The sequence below is a fragment of the Pseudomonas sp. FP2338 genome, assembly GCF_030687515.1.
GTDB classification, from domain to species: Bacteria; Pseudomonadota; Gammaproteobacteria; order Pseudomonadales; family Pseudomonadaceae; genus Aquipseudomonas; species Aquipseudomonas salomonii.
In genome coordinates, this window is record NZ_CP117436.1 from 125,001 (window position 1) to 142,639 (window position 17,639).

Sequence of the window (17,639 nt, forward strand, 5' to 3'; positions counted from 1 at the left end):
GATCCGGTGGTTCTGTATGGAAGGGCCATCGCTCAACGGATAAAAGGTACTCCGGGGATAACAGGCTGATACCGCCCAAGAGTTCATATCGACGGCGGTGTTTGGCACCTCGATGTCGGCTCATCACATCCTGGGGCTGAAGCCGGTCCCAAGGGTATGGCTGTTCGCCATTTAAAGTGGTACGCGAGCTGGGTTTAGAACGTCGTGAGACAGTTCGGTCCCTATCTGCCGTGGACGTTTGAGATTTGAGAGGGGCTGCTCCTAGTACGAGAGGACCGGAGTGGACGAACCTCTGGTGTTCCGGTTGTCACGCCAGTGGCATTGCCGGGTAGCTATGTTCGGAATAGATAACCGCTGAAAGCATCTAAGCGGGAAACTAGCCTCAAGATGAGATCTCACTGGGACCTTGAGTCCCCTGAAGGGCCGTCGAAGACTACGACGTTGATAGGTTGGGTGTGTAAGCGCTGTGAGGCGTTGAGCTAACCAATACTAATTGCCCGTGAGGCTTGACCATATAACACCCAAGCAATTTGAGTCGAAAGGCCAGATTGCGGTGTGTGAAGACGAGATGAACCGAAAGTTCGACATTCACAAAACACCGAAAGCTGTCACATACCCAATTTGCTGAAGCGAAGCCATCTGGCTACGACTCAGTACCCGAATTTCTTGACGACCATAGAGCATTGGAACCACCTGATCCCATCCCGAACTCAGTAGTGAAACGATGCATCGCCGATGGTAGTGTGGGGTTTCCCCATGTGAGAGTAGGTCATCGTCAAGATTAAATTCCGAAACCCCTGATTGCTAACGCAATCAGGGGTTTTGTTTATGTAGAAGTCCATGAATTTCACCGGCACGTTGCTAGCGCAACGGACTGGTACACAGAATTTCTTGACGACCATAGAGCATTGGAACCACCTGATCCCATCCCGAACTCAGCAGTGAAACGATGCATCGCCGATGGTAGTGTGGGGTTTCCCCATGTGAGAGTAGGTCATCGTCAAGATTAAATTCCAAAACCCCTGTCTGCTAACGCAGACAGGGGTTTTGTCGTTTAAGGGGATAATAATGCCCCGGCTGCAGACCGCCCACGTATATGTCTGGGCCGGACAACGGCGACCTGACGACACCCACAAAAAAGCCGGCACCTGGAATCAGGCGCCGGCTTGTTAGAAGCTATAACGGATCAGAACTGATAGCTGACCGTCGCACTGACATTACGCTCTTCACCCAGGTAGCAGAAGTTCAAGCTGGCACACGAAGCCACATAGCTCTCATTGGTCAAGTTGTTGGCATTGAGCCTTACATCCACACCCTTCAGGCCTACCTTGCCCAGGTCGTACCCTACCGAAGCGTCAAACAACGTATAGGCGGGCACTTTCATCGTGTTCTCGGCATCTGCCCAACTGTATCCGACATATCTCACGCCCCCGCCCAGACGCAGACCGTCCAAGGTGCCGTTATTGAATCTGTAGTCCGCCCATACCGACGCCATATGCCGAGGCGCCTGGGTCGGCGAGTTGCCTTTGTTCTCGATCAGATTGTCGGCGGAGCTCAAGGTACTCACCATCGACTTGGAGTACTTGATGTCGGTGAAGGTATAGCTGCCTAAAAGCTTCAGGTTGTCGGTCAGTTGCATATGGGCTTCCAGCTCCAGTCCCTGTGAGCGGATGGCGCCTACCGCACGATAGAAGTTTTCCTGCGGTAGCTTGGTAGCCAGGTTTTCCTGGTCGATGCGAAACAACGATGCGGTAAACAGGTCGTCAGTCCCCGGCGGCTGATACTTCAAACCCGCCTCCCACTGTGTCCCGTTAGTCGGTGCCAGCGGGTTGCCCGCACTGTCGGAATAGGAGTTCGGGTTAAAAGACTCCGAATAGCTCACATACGGCGCCAGGCCGTTATCAAACAGGTACAACGCCCCCGCCCGACCCGTCAGCTTGGTACGTTTGTCGCTGATCTGCGTACCCAACGGTCGGCCCGCTTCGGCGATACGGTTTTCATCCGACGTCTCTACCCAGTCCTGGCGCAGTCCCAGGGAGAACCGCCATTGATCCATCTCAATCAGGTCTTGCAGATAGACGCCTGTCTGCTCCAGTCGTCGCAAATAGCTGGTCAGGTTGGCATTGCTGATCGCCGAATTGCCATAGACCGGGTTAAACGCGTTGATCGGCTGCAATGAGCCGCTGGTCCAGTCCACCACGGTTTTACGCCGCTGATAATCCGCGCCCATCAGCACCGTATGTTTGGTCGCCCCGGTAAAAAATTCCGCTTGCAGCATATTGTCGATAATGAACGCATGCAGCTTTTCATCACCGCCGGAGTAATAGCGGTTCAGCTCATTGCTGGTCGGCGTGGTCCAGCCATAGGCATATACCTGGTCCAGCTTTACCTTGGAGTCGAGATAGCGGAAGTTTTGTCGCGCAGTAAACACATCGTTGAAGCGATGTTCGAACTGATAGCCAAACGACTGCTGGTCACGCTTGTACCCATCTACCCCAGGCTCACCTTCGAAAAAGTGGTTGGAGATACGCTGGCCATTGCGCTGATGCAGTGCGCCGTCCGCCGGCATACCACCGTGATAACCACCCTCAGGGTCATGCTGCAAATAGGCTTGCAGCGTCAGCGACGTGTCTTCGGTAAAGTCGATGCTCACTGTCGGAGCCAGTGCGTAGCGTTTTTCTTTGGCGTGGTCGAATTGCGTGTCGGACTTATCCGCCAGCCCGGTCAGCCGATAGGCTACGCGCTTGTCATCGTCCACTGGCCCGCTGAGGTCAAAACCCATCCCGCGTTGCCCGTTACTGCCGATTGTCGCTTGGACTTGATGGTAGGGCTCATACAACGGCTTCTTGCTGGTCAGTGCAACCAGACCTCCAGGCGAGCTGCGCCCGTACAGCACAGAAGATGGCCCCTTCAGAATGTCCACGCGTTCAAGAAAGTACGGGTCCACCTGCATGGTGCTGTAAGTACCGCTGTCCCCCATGGACTTCAAGCCATCCAGGTAGATGTTATCGACTGAGCCATCGTTAAAGCCACGCATCGCCACGTAGTCATAGCGGTGGGTTGCGCCATAGGGGTTGGTCAGCACGCCAGGGGTGTAACGCATGGCCTGGGCCACGGTCTGAGAGCCCTGGTCATCCATCTGTTCACGTGTGACGACGGAGACGGTTTGTGAGGTTTCCAGCAGCGCCGTACTGGTCTTGGTGGCGATCTGACTGTGCGTCGCGTTGTAGCCATCCATGCTGCCCAGCGCATTACCCAGGGCGAAGCCTTTGATGTCGGTGGTGGGTAACGTCAGCGTGCTGCTTTGCGGCAGCGGCTGCAGGACGAAGCTGGCACCATTCTGTGAGGCGGCCTGCAACCCCGAGCCATTGAGCAAATAATTCAGGCCCTGCTCAGCGCAATATTCACCGTGCAGCCCTGGCGACTCCAGGCCCTGTGTCTGCGCTGGGGTGCTGGCAAGCGTAATGCCTGCCTGACGGGCGAACTGATTGAGCGCGTCGCTCAGCGGGCCGGCAGGGATGTCATAGCGTTGATGAATGTGTTCGCTGCCCGCTTGCGCAGCCATGCCAACCAGCGGAACCGCGCCCATGCCCACTGCCGTCGACAGTAACGCTACGCGTATGGCCTTGGCCAAAAGGGGGTAGGAGGAGTCTGGTGAATCGTTGAGAAAACGCACAGTCATGATCAAGGTCCGTAGAGGCCGGTAAGGCAGATAAAGAGGCTTACTGTCTAAGCCGGGCTCACGGAAAAAAGCCGCCAAAAAAACACAAAAAAGTCAGGCCTGGCGTTCCAGGCTCACCCACCAACGCGTGCGATAGCGCACTTGAACGGGCAGCGTCTGCGCAACTATCGCCAGCAACTTGTCGGTGTCTTCCAGGCGGAAAACCCCTGACAGCCGCAAGTCGCCGATCTCTGCAGCACAGCCCAGATAACCCGGGCGGTAGCGCCCCACTTCCGATACAAAGTCGGCCAGGCGCATGTCCCGCGTCATAATCAGCCCATCGGCCCAGGCGCCCATGTCCATAGTCAGCGGCGTTGATAACGTGGCGTGCGCCTGGTTGATCAGATAGGTTTCCCCTGTGTGCACTTGAGTCGCCAGGCCATCGGCCGTAGGCGGTGAATGGATAGCCACATTGCCGCTGACCACGCTCAAGCGCGTGCACTCGCTGTCTTGGCGCACGGTAAAACGCCCATCGATGCCTTCGAGCAAGCCGTGGCGAGTGTGTACCAGCAAAGGCGCTGAAGATGGCGAACCGCAGGTCACCAGGATTTCCCCGCGCACCAACGTGATCAGGCGCTGCTGCGCATTGAAGGTGAGGTTCACCGCACTGTCGGTGTTGAGTTGCAGGCGCGTGCCGTCCGGTAAGTGCATGCTGCGCCGCTCGCCGGTGGCGGTTGCGAAATCGGACGTCCAGCGCTGCCAGCCGGTCATGTCCCGGCTTACCCACGCCGCCGAACCCACCAACACCACACCCGACAACACCTTCAGTGCCCGTCGTCGGCCCAAGCCTTGTGCGACGTTTTCCAGTGCTACATGCGCCCCTGGAATCGCCGCCATCTGGCTGTTCAATTCCCGTTGCAGCGCCTGCACCCGTTGCCACGCCAATTCATGGTCATCGTGAGCTTCACGCCAATGTTCACATTGCGCATGCAAGCGCGCATTCGCACGGTTGTTACGCAGGCGCATTGCCCAACTGATCGCCTGTTTGACCACTTGGGGATCCGGCCCGGAGCGCGCGGCGTTATCCATTGGCGTCAAGTTTCATAGCGCAGGACATAACAGTGATACAGCCCTTCAGCGATGTACCGCTCCACCGAGCGCAACGACACGCCCATCTGCTCTGCGATCTGCTGGTGAGCCAGCCCATCGCACTGAGCCAGTAAAAACGCTTTACGCACCTTGGGCTTCAATCCGTCCAATAGGCGGGCGACTTCCTCCAGAAGCTCCACCACCAACGCACGCGCTTCGGCGCTGGGTGCCAGCGCTTGTGGCAAGTTTGCGATGGACTCCAGGTAGGCCCGTTGGATTTCTTCGCGGCGCCAGTGATCAATCACCAGTCCCCGGGCGATGGTGCGCAAAAATGCACGCGGCGCCTTGAGCTCAAAGCGTTCGGTTTTTTGCAGCAGGCGTACGAACGTGTCCTGCGCCAGGTCCGCAGCATCGGCGGCATTGCCCAAGCGACTGCGCAGCCAGGTGTTGAGCCAGTTGTGGTGGGTGCTGTAAAGCGTGTGTACAACACGTTCGCACGCAATGTAGTCAGTAGAGGGCATTCAGGCAGGCCTGGCCAAGCGTCACAAATGATAATTAGTCGCATTGTCTGGGAGGCAGAAAAATTTTGCAACGCCGAACACTGAGCCTCTACCACTGGTCGGTTTCCCACTCAAAATAAGGATGCTTCTCACAAATTCCTAAGATTTCTCCTGGAGTGGCCGAAAGCCTGATGAGCCATGCGTGCACCGAAATAGAGCGGCCGAAGAGCCGGCCTATCCCGTTACATGGAATGTTCCACTCGGCACGCTCACCCCCCTTTGGCAAAAGAAGTCGATGAAATGAATCTCAAGTTCAGTCATAAAATTCTACTGGCCGCATCAGGCGTCGTGGTTCTGGCCTTCGCGCTATTTACCCTCTACAACGATTACCTGCAGCGCAGCACCATCAAACAAAACCTTGAGTCGTCTATCCAGCAATCGGGCGAGCTCACGGCCAGCAGCGTGCAGAACTGGCTCAGTGGCCGCATCCTGGTCCTGGAAAGCCTGGCGCAAAACGTTGCTCATCAGGGCAGCGGTGCCGACCTGCCAGGGCTGGTCGACCAGCCTGCGCTCACCTCGAACTTCCAGTTCACCTATGTCGGCCAAACCAACGGCGTATTCACCCAGCGCCCTGACGCCAAGATGCCCGACGATTACGACCCTCGTCAGCGCCCCTGGTACAAGCAAGCGGTCGCCGCCGATAAAACCATGCTGACTCCGCCTTATATGGCGGCCGTTGGCGGGCAAATCGTGACCATTGCCCTGCCGGTCAAAAAGAACGGCGAACTGCTCGGTGTAGTGGGCGGTGACCTGAGTTTGCAAACCCTGGTGAAGATCATCAACTCGGTGGATTTCGGCGGTATTGGCCATGCGTTCCTGGTCAGCGCCGACGGCCAGGTCATCGTCAGTCCCGATCAGGACCAGGTGATGAAGAACCTCAAGGACATCTACCCAGGCACCAGCCTGCGTATCGAGAAGGTCAGCCAGGACGTTGTGCTCAACGGCCAGGACCGTATTTTGTCATTCACCCCGATCAGTGGTTTGCCGGGGGCGGATTGGTACATCGGCCTGTCGATCGACAAAGACAAAGCCTACGCACCGCTCAGTAAATTCCGTACATCGGCACTGATCGCCATGTTGATCGCCGTGGTAGCGATCGCCGTGCTGCTCAGCCTGCTGATTCAAGTGCTGTTGCGCCCGCTGACCACCATGGGCGTGGCCATGCAGGACATCGCCCAGGGCGAAGGCGATTTGACGCGCCGCCTGGACGTAACCAGCAAGGACGAGTTCGGCGAAGTGGGCAGTGCGTTCAACCAGTTTGTCGAACGTATCCACGCCTCTATCTCCGAAGTGTCTTCAGCCACGCGCCAGGTCCATGACCTGTCCCAGCGCGTCATGGCCTCGTCAAACGCCTCGATCATCGGCTCGGACGAGCAAAGCGCGCGCACCAACAGCGTGGCTGCCGCCATCAACGAGCTGGGCGCCGCCACCCAGGAAATCGCCCGCAACGCCGCCGATGCATCGCAGCATGCCAGCGGTGCCAGTGAGCAAGCGGACGACGGGCGCAAGGTGGTGGAGCAAACCATCCTGGCCATGTCGGAACTGTCGCAGAAGATCAGCTTGTCCTGCACGCAGATCGAAACCCTCAACGCCAGCACCGATAACATTGGGCACATCCTGGATGTGATCAAAGGCATCTCTCAGCAAACCAACTTGCTCGCGCTCAATGCGGCGATCGAGGCTGCGCGTGCCGGTGAAGCCGGGCGCGGGTTTGCCGTGGTGGCCGACGAAGTGCGTAACCTGGCGCACCGGACCCAGGAATCGGCCGAAGAGATTCACAAGATGATCACTTCGCTGCAAGTGGGCTCGCGTGAAGCCGTGACCACTATGAACGCCAGCCAGGTCTCCAGCGAAGAAAGCGTTGAAGTGGCCAACCAGGCGGGTGAGCGCCTGGTCAGCGTGACGCAGCGCATCGTCGAGATCGATGGCATGAACCAATCGGTTGCGGCCGCTACCGAAGAGCAGACCGCCGTGGTTGAAACCCTCAACGTTGATATCAACCAGATCAACTTGCTCAACCAGCAAGGCGTCGCCAACCTCAACGAGACGCTCAAGGACTGTGATGCGCTGTCGCAGCAGGCCAGTCGATTGAAGCAACTGGTCGACAGCTTCAAGATCTGATCGGTCTCAGCTGGCGCGAGGTTCCTCGCGCCGGCTGATCAACCGAGCATCCGGCGCACATGCCCCAACGCGCTGTCGGCGAAAGCCTGCACAAACTGTTCAAACTCCGCCTGCGGCATATCGACCGGCTCGCCAATCAGCGTCCAGGTCGCCCTGGAACGTTGCGCGTCAAGTGCCTCTACACGCATGGAGGCCCAAAGCCGGGCAACACCCAAGGTGTTGTAGAGGGTGGTCCAGGTCATGCACATCGATTCGTCGTCCCAACTATTGAGTTGCTCAACGACGTGGTGCCCATCGTGGAAAAATTTACGCCGCAATGCGCCCACACCGGTTCCCGTCATTTCGATGTGCGACAGGGCCGGAATGAAGGCATCAAAGCCTGCAAAATTTCCCACCACACTCCACAGGCGAGCGGCATCGCATGCGACGTCAACAGACGCTACCAACGGCGCGCCATTCGGGTTACGGATTAATGTATCGGGTTGCAGCGGTTTCATAAGGAGTCCTTTAAGCAGTTCAGAGAAAGCCAATGGCCATGAGGTGGTCGCAGCCTTTGCGCAGCAGTGCAGGGTCTTTGCGCGGGTACTCTTCGCCCATCGCTGCCACACCCGCGCGTGCGTTGTCGTGACAAATCATCGAGACGTCGCTGATGTCTTCCGCGAGGTCATCCAGGTAAAAACCCAGCACGCCAAACAGCGCGTTATCGGGCCCTACCGTTTGCAACACCTTTTGCCACTGCGCGACGCTCACCCGTTCGAAAAGATGGCCGGCCTGGCTGAATGCATCCAGGTAGTGGTCCCAGCTCAAGGGCTGCGGGTTATGCAGGTTGAAGACGTTTCGCCGTGCCACGAATTGGCCGCAGTGGAACGCAATGAAACGGGCCAGGAAATCCACCGGCATCAGGTCGAAATTCACCTCCAGGCGGGGCGCCAGGCCCAACTGCAGCGACCCCTTGAGCATCAGCATCAAGCGGTTGTTTTGTGGCTGGCACACACCGTTGTGGCTGTTGAACGCAATATTCCCCGGTCGATGAATATTCACCCAGGCACCTTGCTCGACCGCACGCCCCACCAGCCGCTCGGCGACCCATTTGGAAAGGTTGTAGCCATTCTTGAGATAGAGCGGCAACGTGGTAACAGCCGGTGTTTCGAGGACGCGACCCTGAGTGTCGATACTGCTGCAGGCTGACAGCGTGGAGATGAAGTTGAAGACTTTCTTGCTGTGGGTTTCGCACAGGCGCAGGCACTCAAGCACCGGTTCGACGTTGTCCCGGGCCAATGAGGTGTAGTCCAGCACATGGTTGACCCGGGCGGCGTTGTGCACCAACACTCCATGGTTGCGGGCGAGGTGGTCATAGACATCACAGGCCAGGCCCAGCCGGGGCAGGCTGATGTCAGCGGCGTAGACGCTCACGCGGCTCAGGTCCAGATGCTCCAGGTGGTACTCGCGCAGTGCCTGGGCAAACCGTGCTGCCGCCGAGTGCCCCGGGCGTTCGCGCACCAGGCACGCCACCTCACGGGCCCCGCCCGCCAACAGCGCTTCGACCAGATGTACACCCACAAAGCTGTTGGCGCCCGTGACGATCACCTTGCGTGGGTCGCCTGCGGACTCCCTTGGCAGCGTGCACAGGTCCAGCGGCTGGGATGCATCCTTTTCCATCTGGCATGACGCTGCAAAAGGTAATGCACCGTCTTCCATCAGCACGGCAAGGGTGCGAATCGTAGGCGCTTCAAAAAAACGGCTCAACGACAGACTACGACCAAACTGTTCGCGCACACGCAGCAGCAAGGTCGACAGCAAGATGGAGTGGCCGCCCACATTGAAAAAACTGTCGTCAATGCCAAGCTCAGGGCCAGGCATGCTCAGCAATTCGCTCCACAGCGCCACCAGTTGCGCTTGCAAAGGCGTTAGCGCCGCAGCGCAGGGGATGCGTGGCGTGGTGTGCCCAGGCATCGTCAGCAAGGCCTGGCGGTCGATCTTGCCATTGGCGTTGCTGGGCATGCCTGGCAGCTCTGCCCAGCGCTCGGGTTGCATGTAATCCGGCAACCACCGTTGCGCATGTTGCTTCAGGTCTGCCACCGTTGCGCCCGGTTCTGGCTGGGCGACAAAACCGAGAATTCGTCGATCACGGTCGATCACCACCGCTACCTGGCGAAATAACCGACTGCTGCGCAGGCACTGTTCGATCTCCTGGGGTTCGACGCGAAAGCCCCGGATCTTCACCTGATCATCCCGTCGGCCACCCAGCTCGATACCGTCCGCCGTCCATTTTGCCCGGTCTCCGCTGCGGTAAGCCCTCAGCGCGTGGCCGCCCGGCAGCGTCAGCTCGACGAATGGATTGCCCTCGTGCGGCGGCGCGGTCACATGCCCCAGCCCTACGCCAGGGCCTGTGATGTACAGGTCGCCCATTACCTGCTCATCCACCGGTTGCAGCGCGTCATCGAGGATCAGCACCTGGCTGTTGGCGATGGGGCGCCCCACATTGCGATTGCTGTCTGCCGGGCGCAACACCCGATGGGTGACCAGCACTGTCGTCTCGGTAGGGCCGTAGAGATTGTGCAACTGGCACTGGCCCGCCAATCGTTCGATCACATGCGGTTCGCAGGCATCGCCGCCGGTCAACAGATGGGTAAGCCCCAAAGGCTGATCCAACGGCAGGATGCTCAATAGCGCTGGCGGCAAAAAAGCATGGCTGATGCGCTGCTGGCGAATCAGCTCGACCAGTTGCTGAGGGTCGCGCCGCTGCTCTTCGCTTGGGACGATCAACTCGGCACCGGCGATCAGGGCCGGGAAGATATCGATCAGTGATGAATCGAAACTCAGCGGCGAAAATTGCAGGACACGGCTGTGTTCATCCAACGCGAGGCTGGCGCCGGCCCAACCGGTGAAATGCGCAAGGTTGCCCTGGCTCAGCAGTACGCCTTTGGGCTGGCCGGTGGTGCCCGAGGTGAACAGCACCATGCACGGTGCGTCGATGCTGGCGCGACGTTGTATCAATGGCTGCGTGATGTCGGCGTGGCTCGAGTCAATATTGCCGACATTCAGTGTCGTGAAATACTCGCGCAAAGGGTGTCGGCCATTGTCCAGCAAGACCTTTGCGTTGCCGCTTTCCAGCATGGCCTGCTGGCGCTGTGGCGGATGATCCGGGGCCAGTGGCAAGTACACCGCGCCGCAACCGAGCACTGCGAGAATACTGGCATACAGCTCGACGGACTTTTCCAGGCACACGCCGACCACCGGCGTCTCAACGCCTTCCAGTAAAGGATGCAGGCGTTGTTGGATCGACAGGGCGCGAAGCTGCAATTGGCGGTAAGTCAGCACGCTGCCCGCGATGTTCAGCGCTGGACGTTCGGCGAAGGCGTGCAGGCTGGCCTGCAGTCGCTCGATCATCGGCACCTGGGCCGCCTGCAACAATGCCGGCTGGTCGGTGCGATTGAACCGATGCCCAAACGCCAGGCCGTCCAGCCCGTGCAAACTGTGCTCCGGCCAGGTGTTAGTGGTAGTGCTGGCGGCAAAGAATTCCGCGGCCCTCGAGAACCCGCTGACCAGTGAGGTGGCCCACTCAACCAGTGCGTCAGTCGCCTGCCGGCGCAATCGTTGGCCGTTGCCGCTGGGTTCCTCGGCAACGTTGTGTACCGTCAGCACACGTTGATCACGGTCGTAGCAGCGTAACTGCAACGAGGGCAGTCCGCTTTCGGACACTGGGCCGATACCCAGCCGCAGGCTTAACCGTTGGGTGGTGGCGCCGTGTGCAAGCGCAGGTTGAGTGCCGTCCTCAATGAACAGGTCGAAGGTTTGCGTTGCGCTGGCGTGCCCGTAATCTTCGAGCGCTTGCTTGAGCGCCATCAGGGCTTGGCTCGTACCGCCCCATCCGATACTCAGCCGCCTCATGTCTGCCTCCCCGGTTCGGGCAGGTAATCGCTCAGGGCGCGGGCAACGCTTGGGGTATGCAGCACGCCGCTGTGCTGCAGGAACCCGATGATGTTGCCGAGCAACGGGTGCTGGCGGCTGATGGGAAAGTGCAGTGCTGTGACTTCGTCGCGTAGCGCTTGGCGGATGTCGGTACCGATATCCAGGTGTTCGACCAGTCGCAGGTCGAAGTCTTTGTGCAGCGCGTTAGTCAGGTAGTGGGTCAAAAAGGTCGGCAGGACTACGGCGATGCTGTCGCGGTCTGCCGGGCTAGCTGCCTGCCAGTAGAGACGCACCAGCTGCGTCCAGAACTGGGCGTGGCGCCCTTCGTCAAACAAGTGATCGGCCATCAAGCCGCGAATCGAAGCCTTGACGCTGCCGTCCTTGGCAAATGCCGCGACGTCGTGGGTGACGGTGTTCTCGGCGATGGCCACGCCAATCAACGCCACCGCATCGCGCAGGTGGTGCGGTGCCAGCGCCTGGGCGGCCGGCAAGGCCCGGCTCAGTTCGATTTGCGTGGGCAGCTCAAGCGGTTGTATGCCGGTCAGTTCAATGGTCTGTTGCAGGAAGTCCAGGGCGACCAGCGCGTGGTAATCCTCATCGACCACGACCGTCATCGCATCAATGCGACAGGCAAGGGGGAAGGGCAATGCGAAGCGATTCTTGGCAATGCTGCGGGCGGTCGTGTCGACGATCTCGGTTTCGAAGATCACCACGTCATTGATGAATTTGTAGAAACTTTGCGTCAGCACGAAGTCGCGCCACTGGGGGCAGTGCTCAACAAAAGTCGCACTGAGCACCAAGGGTTGGCGGCAGACCGGAAAGATCAAGCGATCGTCGTTCTCCAGCAGGCGCCGGGGGCGTGTGCGGATGGTGGCGCGGCGCTCCCAATCTTCGGCAAACGCGCGGTAGTCTGCGGTGCTCATGGTTGTACCTCGTGTAGCGAGGTGTGTACGTCGTCCCAGAAACCAAGGCGGCTTTCTATGGCGCTCAGGGCGGTCTCATCCGCCTGGTGTTGGCGTGCCGGGTCGGCTCCGATCAGGCGCTGGAGCAACTGCTCCGCGCCTGGGCCATGATCCTGGGCATCCAACTCGATGTGGCGGCTCAGGTAGTGACAGAACAGGGGAGCCTGTCGCGCCATGAAGACGTCGCCCTGCAGAATGCGTTCGAACATCGATGGGATGACACTTTCGCGACCGTGGAGGAACGCTGCCGCCACACAGTGGGTAGGTGCGCTTAACGCGATCTGCAATGTGCTGCTGACAAAGCGTGCCACGCCGGGGCGCACATTGATCATTTGCATCGCCGTGTTTGCCTCGACGCCTTGGCGCTGCAGGTCGATGAAGCGTTGGATGGGAGTGGTGTCTGCACCGGTTTCGGCCATCGCCTCCAGGTACAGCTCGAAGTGGCTGCAGTGGCCACGTGTTGGATGTTCGTCTGATTCTTCGCCAAGCACGATTTCATTGATCAGGCGTGCGCTTTGCGGGTCAGCGGCCGGCAGCCAGGGTAATTGCATGCACGTCAGGTCCTGCTGCAGGCGTTTAGCCAGACTCATGAAATCCCAAACAGCAAATACATGTTGCTCCATAAAAAGTTGTAACTTGTTAAGTGAGGTTATTTCTGCAAATAACGGATGGCTACACAGTTGCAGTTTTTTTTGTTCAAGCAAAAGTTGATGCATGGTTGACGCCTATAAATTGTTGCGACTGCTCTGAAAACAGTGATGGGGTTTTGTAATGGAAAGCGGATGGCCAGCGTTACGCCAAGCCACGCGTACAGCGCTAACCTGACATAGGTTTGCACTGCCGAGTGAAGTGTTCTTTTATGGGTGAAAGATAATAATCTGATTAAACGTTTGGATAAACTGATGAAAGTATTAGATGGTTTTACGAGAAGAAGTTTGCCGTGAGTCAGTAGTGTGCAAGTGCGTGGGAAGTTTCGCTGGCAAGTGCGGGATTATTTAAAAGTAATCTCGTCGTGGTGTACAAGCGTGGGGCACTTTCCGAGAAGAAAGATACCCCATACGGTTCAAGTGATAAGAAAGGCAGGTGTAAACCCTTACTGTGCGTTTTTGGTCGCGGCGCCCTCAAGGCTATTGAGGTAGGTGTTGATCACCTCCATACCCCGCATCAGGTGATTGCGTAGGGTCAGGATGCTTTCTTCGACTTTCTTGTGCACCACCAGGCTTAGCAATTCACGGTGATCTTCCTGGGAAGTCTCGCCCAGGCCCATGGCCTCGAGGTTGAAGCGCAGAAAGCGTTCCTCCTCATTCAAGCCGTGTTCAACCAGTTTGAGCAGCCGCTGGTTGGGCGCCTTGCCATACAGTGCCATGTGGAACAGGCGGTTGAGCCGGCCAATTTCGGCATAGTCTCGCTCGCGTTCCAGCGCATTGATGAACGCTTCGGCCTCAGCAATGTCTGCCTCGGTGAGGAACGGAATGGAGAGGCGCAGCGCTTCGGACTCCAGCAATATGCGCAGGGCATAGGTCTCGGCCGAATTATCTTCGATCAACGGCGCCACCACAGCGCCTTTGTGGGTTACCACGTGGAGCAAGGACTGAGCTTCCAACTGGCGCAAGGCTTCGCGCACGGGCATACGGCTGACGCCGAACAGGCTGGCCAATTCTTGCTGGCGCATCGCGGTACCACAGGGCAACCTGCCGTCGAGAATGGCATTGCGCAACGTTTCTTCAATAACGGCGCGTGCAAGATGGGCGGGAATAGGCCCGCTGATTTTGATGCTGCTTAATGGGTTCGGCTTCTGCGTCACGGTTACGCTATCCTCCTTTCTTGAATGGAGTGTGTTTAATTGGATCCAAAGCACACTAGAGATGGGTCGCGCGCTTGTCAAACAGCCAAAGTTTCAGTTTGTAAGGGCTTACAGGCGGTACTTTGTGCGTCCCACAAGCGGCGTTTATAAACTCGAACCCCTTATGAATGATTGCACTGTGCCATTGTTTTTTGTTGATTGAAGCTTCACCATCCCTGAAATTGCGTCTCCCTTCACGGACTGAACGCCTTGGCGGTAAGTTTTATTCCCTCTCGAATTGTCGGCTGGCTACTTGCAGCGACTTTGCTCGCTGGCCTGATGCCCGGCGGGCTGCATGCCGATTGGGATTTCTCGCAGATCAGCCGCAAAGCCACGGCTCTGTACGGGCCGCTCGGCGAGGGCCAACAGCGCATCGACGCCTGGCAGCGCCTGTTGGCGACTGAAAAGAAGGTCGACGAACAGGAGCAGCTCAAGGTCGTCAACCTGTTCTTCAACAAGCAAATGACTTATGTAGAAGACATCGACCTCTGGCACGTGGTCGACTATTGGGAGACCCCCATCGAAGCGCTGTGGAAAGGTGCGGGAGATTGCGAGGACTACGCAATCGCCAAGTATTTCAGCCTGCGCCACCTGGGTGTCTCCAGCGACAAATTGCGCATTACATACGTCAAGGCCTTGCGTCAGAATCGCGCTCACATGGTGCTGACCTACTACCCGACCCCCGACGCTATCCCGCTGGTGCTCGACAGCCTGATGGATGAGATCCTGCCGGCCACCCGCCGTACCGACCTGGTGCCGGTGTACTCATTCAACGCCGAGGGTTTGTATCTGCCCGGCGCCAAGGGCAACAAAAAAGTCGGTGATACCAAACGCTTGTCGCGTTGGCAGGATGTGTTGAAAAAAATGCGTGCGGAAGGCTTCCCGGCCGAGCCTGCCAACTAGGAGTAACTGATCGGATGTCACTGTTCAAACAACTATTGATCGCAATCTGTCTGTTCCTGGTGGTCGCCTTCAGCGGCAGCTTCATGGTCAGCCTGGAAAGCTCGCGCACCCAATACGTCAACCAGCTGCGCTCCCATGCACAGGACGCGGCGACCGCGCTGGCGTTGTCGCTGACGCCCAATATCGACGACCCGGCGATGGTGGAGTTGCTGGTCAGTTCGATTTTCGACAGTGGTTATTACGCCAGCATCCGCGTGGTGGATTTAGCCACTGACAAAACCATCGTCGAACGCAGCGGCATCCCGGACAACAACGGCGTGCCCAACTGGTTCGTCAAGCTGATCGGCCTTGAGCCGGCCGGTGGTGATGCACTGGTCAACCGCGGCTGGGAGCAGGCGGCGCGTGTAGAGGTGGTCAGCCACCCGATGTTCGCCCTGGCCAAGCTCTGGCAAAGCGCCCTGGGCAGCCTGGGCTGGTTGCTGCTGTGCGGTGCGGTCAGTGCGGTGCTCGGCGCGTTGCTGCTGCGTCGGCAGTTGAAGCCGCTGGACTACATGGTCAAGCAGTCCCACGCCATTGCCCGCCGCGAATTCCTCAGCCTGCCGGATCTGCCGCGCACGCCGGAGCTGCGGCGCGTGGTGCAGGCCATGAACCAGATGGTGGAGAAGCTCAAGGCGCTGTTCCAGGAGCAGGCCGAGCGCAGTGAAAAATTGCGCATCGAATCCTACCAGGACAACCTTACCGGCCTCGCCAACCGGCGTTATTTCGAGATGCAGCTCAACGCCCGCGTGAGTAACCCGGAAGACACCAACTCCGGTTACTTGCTGCTGTTGCGGGTCAAGGACCTGGCCGGTCTCAACCAGCGCCTGGGCGGCCAGCGCACCGATCAGTTGCTGCAAGCGGTGGGCGAACAGCTGCTGCGCCAGTGCGAGCCTTACCCGGAAACCCATAACCTCGTCACCCGTATCCGTGGTGGTGAGTTCGCGGTGCTGGCGCCGGGGCTGGTGCGTGAAGAAGCGCTGCAATTGGCGCAGAACCTCGAAAGCACCCTGCTCAGCTTGCAGGCCACCAGTGCCAGTGACGTCACGCCGGTCGCCTACATTGGCCTTGCGCCGTTCAACCACGGTGATTCGCCCCAGGCATTGCTGACCCTGGCTGACCAGGCTCTGGCCCAGGCCGAAGGGCAGGGCGACAGCAGTTGGGTGTGCCTGGACCACAGCGCCGCCGCCAGTGTCGGCGACGATCACCATGCCTGGCACACGCTGTTGGACCAAGCCCTTACCCACCAGCGTTTTGAGCTGTACTTCCAGCCGGTCGTCGCCAGCCAGGACCCACAGTTGGTGCTGCACTACAAAGTGTTGTCGCGTTTGCAGGATGACGACGGCCACACCATCCCGGCCGGGCGTTTCCTGCCGTGGCTCGAGCGTTTCGGCTGGACTGCGCGCCTGGACCGGCTGATGCTCGAGCACGTGCTCAAGCAGATGGCCAGCCATACGCACAGCCTGGCGCTGAACCTCTCGGCCGCCACCTTGCAGGATGCCCAGGCGTTGAACCGGATTGTCGAGTTGCTGCGCCAGCACAGCAACCTAGGCCCGCGCCTGACCCTGGAAATCGGCGAGGAGCAATTGCCCGAACAGGCTCTGCTGGAGCAGTTGACCCAGCGCCTGCGCGAGTTGGGCTTCTCCCTGAGCCTGCAGCGTTTTGGTGGGCGCTTCAGCATGATCGGCAACCTGGCGCGCCTGGGTTTGGCGTACCTGAAGATCGACGGCAGCTACATCCGTGCCATCGACCAGGAAAGCGACAAGCGCCTGTTTATCGAAGCGATCCAGCGCGCGGCCCACAGCATCGACTTGCCGTTGATTGCCGAGCGCGTGGAAACCGAAGGTGAATTGAAGGTGATACGCGAGATGGGGATTTTCGGTGTGCAGGGGCAGTTGTTTGGTGAGCCTGCGCCCTGGAAATAATGCAAATCCAATGTGGGAGCGGGCTTGTGTGGGAGCTGGCTTGCCTGCGATAGCATCACTTCGGTTTGCCTGATACACCGAAGTGTCTGCATCGCAGGCAAGCCAGCTCCCACATTTCGATCCGGTTCGACTTTAAAAAATCAGATCAACCCAGTCTCTTCATCATTGATCAGATGGCTCAACCCACCCAGCGCTTCCCGTGCGTGGTTACGGTCCATCAGCTTGGCCTGGGCCGCCGGCGGCAGGTCGGTCACGCTGATCACGCCCTTACGGGTCAAAACCTGAATCAAGTCGTCCAGTACCCGGATCATCTCCAAGTCACTTTGCTTGAGCTGGGCCAGGCTGGTTTCCACCACTTCGTTGGCGTACCAGGCCTGGATCTCATGGTGATCGGCCGGCAGGGTTTCGGTCGACTCGGCAAAGGCGGCGGCCTCCACGCGACTCAGCGCTCCCTGTGCATCACGTTGCACGTAAAACATAAGAATCCCTCGAAAATGAGCCACACGCGTTCACCAGCATAGGTCAATGCTGTGTTTATGGGCGCGAGTATGCGATGCAACCGGCCGCCACGGCCAGCGACGTATCGCCCAAGTAAATCGGCCGCCCTTGCGGGCGGCCGATAAATCA

General features: G+C 58.7%; 12 protein-coding genes and 3 rRNA genes (1 of these 15 only partly in view). 6 read left to right on the plus strand and 9 right to left on the minus strand.

Features of this window, described 5'->3' with window-relative positions; translation table 11 throughout:
* The 3 genes from PSH96_RS00600 to rrf (PSH96_RS00610) form a co-directional block, all read left to right on the plus strand.
* Window positions 1–514: ribosomal RNA gene (locus PSH96_RS00600) — 23S ribosomal RNA — on the plus strand; it begins 2,378 nt to the left of the window's first position.
* A gap of 151 nt (window positions 515–665) precedes the next feature.
* Window positions 666–781 (plus strand): 5S ribosomal RNA (gene rrf, locus PSH96_RS00605).
* 109 nt (window positions 782–890) lie between these two features.
* A 5S ribosomal RNA gene (gene rrf, locus PSH96_RS00610) occupies window positions 891–1,006 on the plus strand.
* Window positions 1,007–1,186: 180 nt separating this feature from the next.
* On the opposite strand, the gene PSH96_RS00615 is transcribed toward rrf (PSH96_RS00610), so the two are convergent.
* From PSH96_RS00615 to PSH96_RS00625, 3 genes are all read right to left on the minus strand, one after another.
* The gene (locus PSH96_RS00615) at window positions 1,187–3,682 is read right to left on the minus strand and encodes a TonB-dependent siderophore receptor (RefSeq protein ID WP_305456892.1); all 2,496 of its coding nucleotides are present in this window, start codon (window positions 3,680–3,682) and stop codon (window positions 1,187–1,189) included.
* A gap of 93 nt (window positions 3,683–3,775) precedes the next feature.
* Window positions 3,776–4,750 carry a FecR domain-containing protein gene (locus PSH96_RS00620; protein ID WP_305456893.1) on the minus strand — a complete coding sequence of 325 codons (975 nt, stop codon included), beginning with the start codon at window positions 4,748–4,750 and terminating at the stop codon, window positions 3,776–3,778.
* A 5-nt stretch (window positions 4,751–4,755) separates the two neighbouring features.
* Entirely contained in the window at window positions 4,756–5,271 is a 516-nt protein-coding gene (locus PSH96_RS00625; protein WP_305456895.1) for a sigma-70 family RNA polymerase sigma factor, read from the minus strand.
* Between the two features lie 279 nt (window positions 5,272–5,550).
* Between PSH96_RS00625 and PSH96_RS00630 the strand changes: the two genes are divergently transcribed.
* Window positions 5,551–7,431 carry a methyl-accepting chemotaxis protein gene (locus PSH96_RS00630; RefSeq protein ID WP_058422460.1) on the plus strand — a complete coding sequence of 627 codons (1,881 nt, stop codon included), beginning with the start codon at window positions 5,551–5,553 and terminating at the stop codon, window positions 7,429–7,431.
* Window positions 7,432–7,469: 38 nt separating this feature from the next.
* Here the strand turns inward: PSH96_RS00630 and PSH96_RS00635 are convergent, their stop codons facing one another.
* The 5 genes from PSH96_RS00635 to PSH96_RS00655 all read right to left on the minus strand — a co-directional run bounded on the left by PSH96_RS00635 (window position 7,470) and on the right by PSH96_RS00655 (window position 14,109).
* Window positions 7,470–7,928 (minus strand): SRPBCC family protein, encoded by a 459-nt coding sequence (locus tag PSH96_RS00635; RefSeq protein WP_305456897.1) that lies wholly within the window; start codon window positions 7,926–7,928, stop codon window positions 7,470–7,472.
* Window positions 7,929–7,947: 19 nt separating this feature from the next.
* The gene (locus tag PSH96_RS00640) at window positions 7,948–11,322 is read right to left on the minus strand and encodes an amino acid adenylation domain-containing protein (protein ID WP_305456898.1); all 3,375 of its coding nucleotides are present in this window, start codon (window positions 11,320–11,322) and stop codon (window positions 7,948–7,950) included.
* A complete protein-coding gene (locus tag PSH96_RS00645; protein WP_305456899.1) occupies window positions 11,319–12,266 on the minus strand; it encodes a diiron oxygenase in 948 nt (315 codons plus the stop codon). Before PSH96_RS00645 ends, PSH96_RS00640 begins: the two co-directional genes overlap by 4 nt.
* Window positions 12,263–13,021 (minus strand): DUF3050 domain-containing protein, encoded by a 759-nt coding sequence (locus PSH96_RS00650; RefSeq protein WP_305456900.1) that lies wholly within the window; start codon window positions 13,019–13,021, stop codon window positions 12,263–12,265. Before PSH96_RS00650 ends, PSH96_RS00645 begins: the two co-directional genes overlap by 4 nt.
* Before the next feature lie 377 nt (window positions 13,022–13,398).
* On the minus strand, window positions 13,399–14,109 hold the full coding sequence (locus PSH96_RS00655; RefSeq protein WP_065930942.1) for a GntR family transcriptional regulator: 711 nt from the start codon (window positions 14,107–14,109) through the stop codon (window positions 13,399–13,401).
* A gap of 318 nt (window positions 14,110–14,427) precedes the next feature.
* Between PSH96_RS00655 and lapG the strand changes: the two genes are divergently transcribed.
* On the plus strand, window positions 14,428–15,051 hold the full coding sequence (gene lapG / locus PSH96_RS00660; RefSeq protein WP_370694340.1) for a cysteine protease LapG: 624 nt from the start codon (window positions 14,428–14,430) through the stop codon (window positions 15,049–15,051).
* 14 nt (window positions 15,052–15,065) lie between these two features.
* Window positions 15,066–17,012: a cyclic di-GMP receptor LapD gene (gene lapD / locus PSH96_RS00665; protein ID WP_305456902.1), complete on the plus strand. Its 1,947-nt coding sequence runs from the start codon at window positions 15,066–15,068 to the stop codon at window positions 17,010–17,012.
* A gap of 140 nt (window positions 17,013–17,152) precedes the next feature.
* Here lapD and PSH96_RS00670 read toward each other — a convergent pair whose 3' ends face one another.
* Complete coding sequence (locus tag PSH96_RS00670) at window positions 17,153–17,491, minus strand: tryptophan synthase subunit beta (protein WP_219337638.1); 339 nt, start codon at window positions 17,489–17,491, stop codon at window positions 17,153–17,155.
* Between the last annotated feature and the right edge of the window lie 148 nt (window positions 17,492–17,639).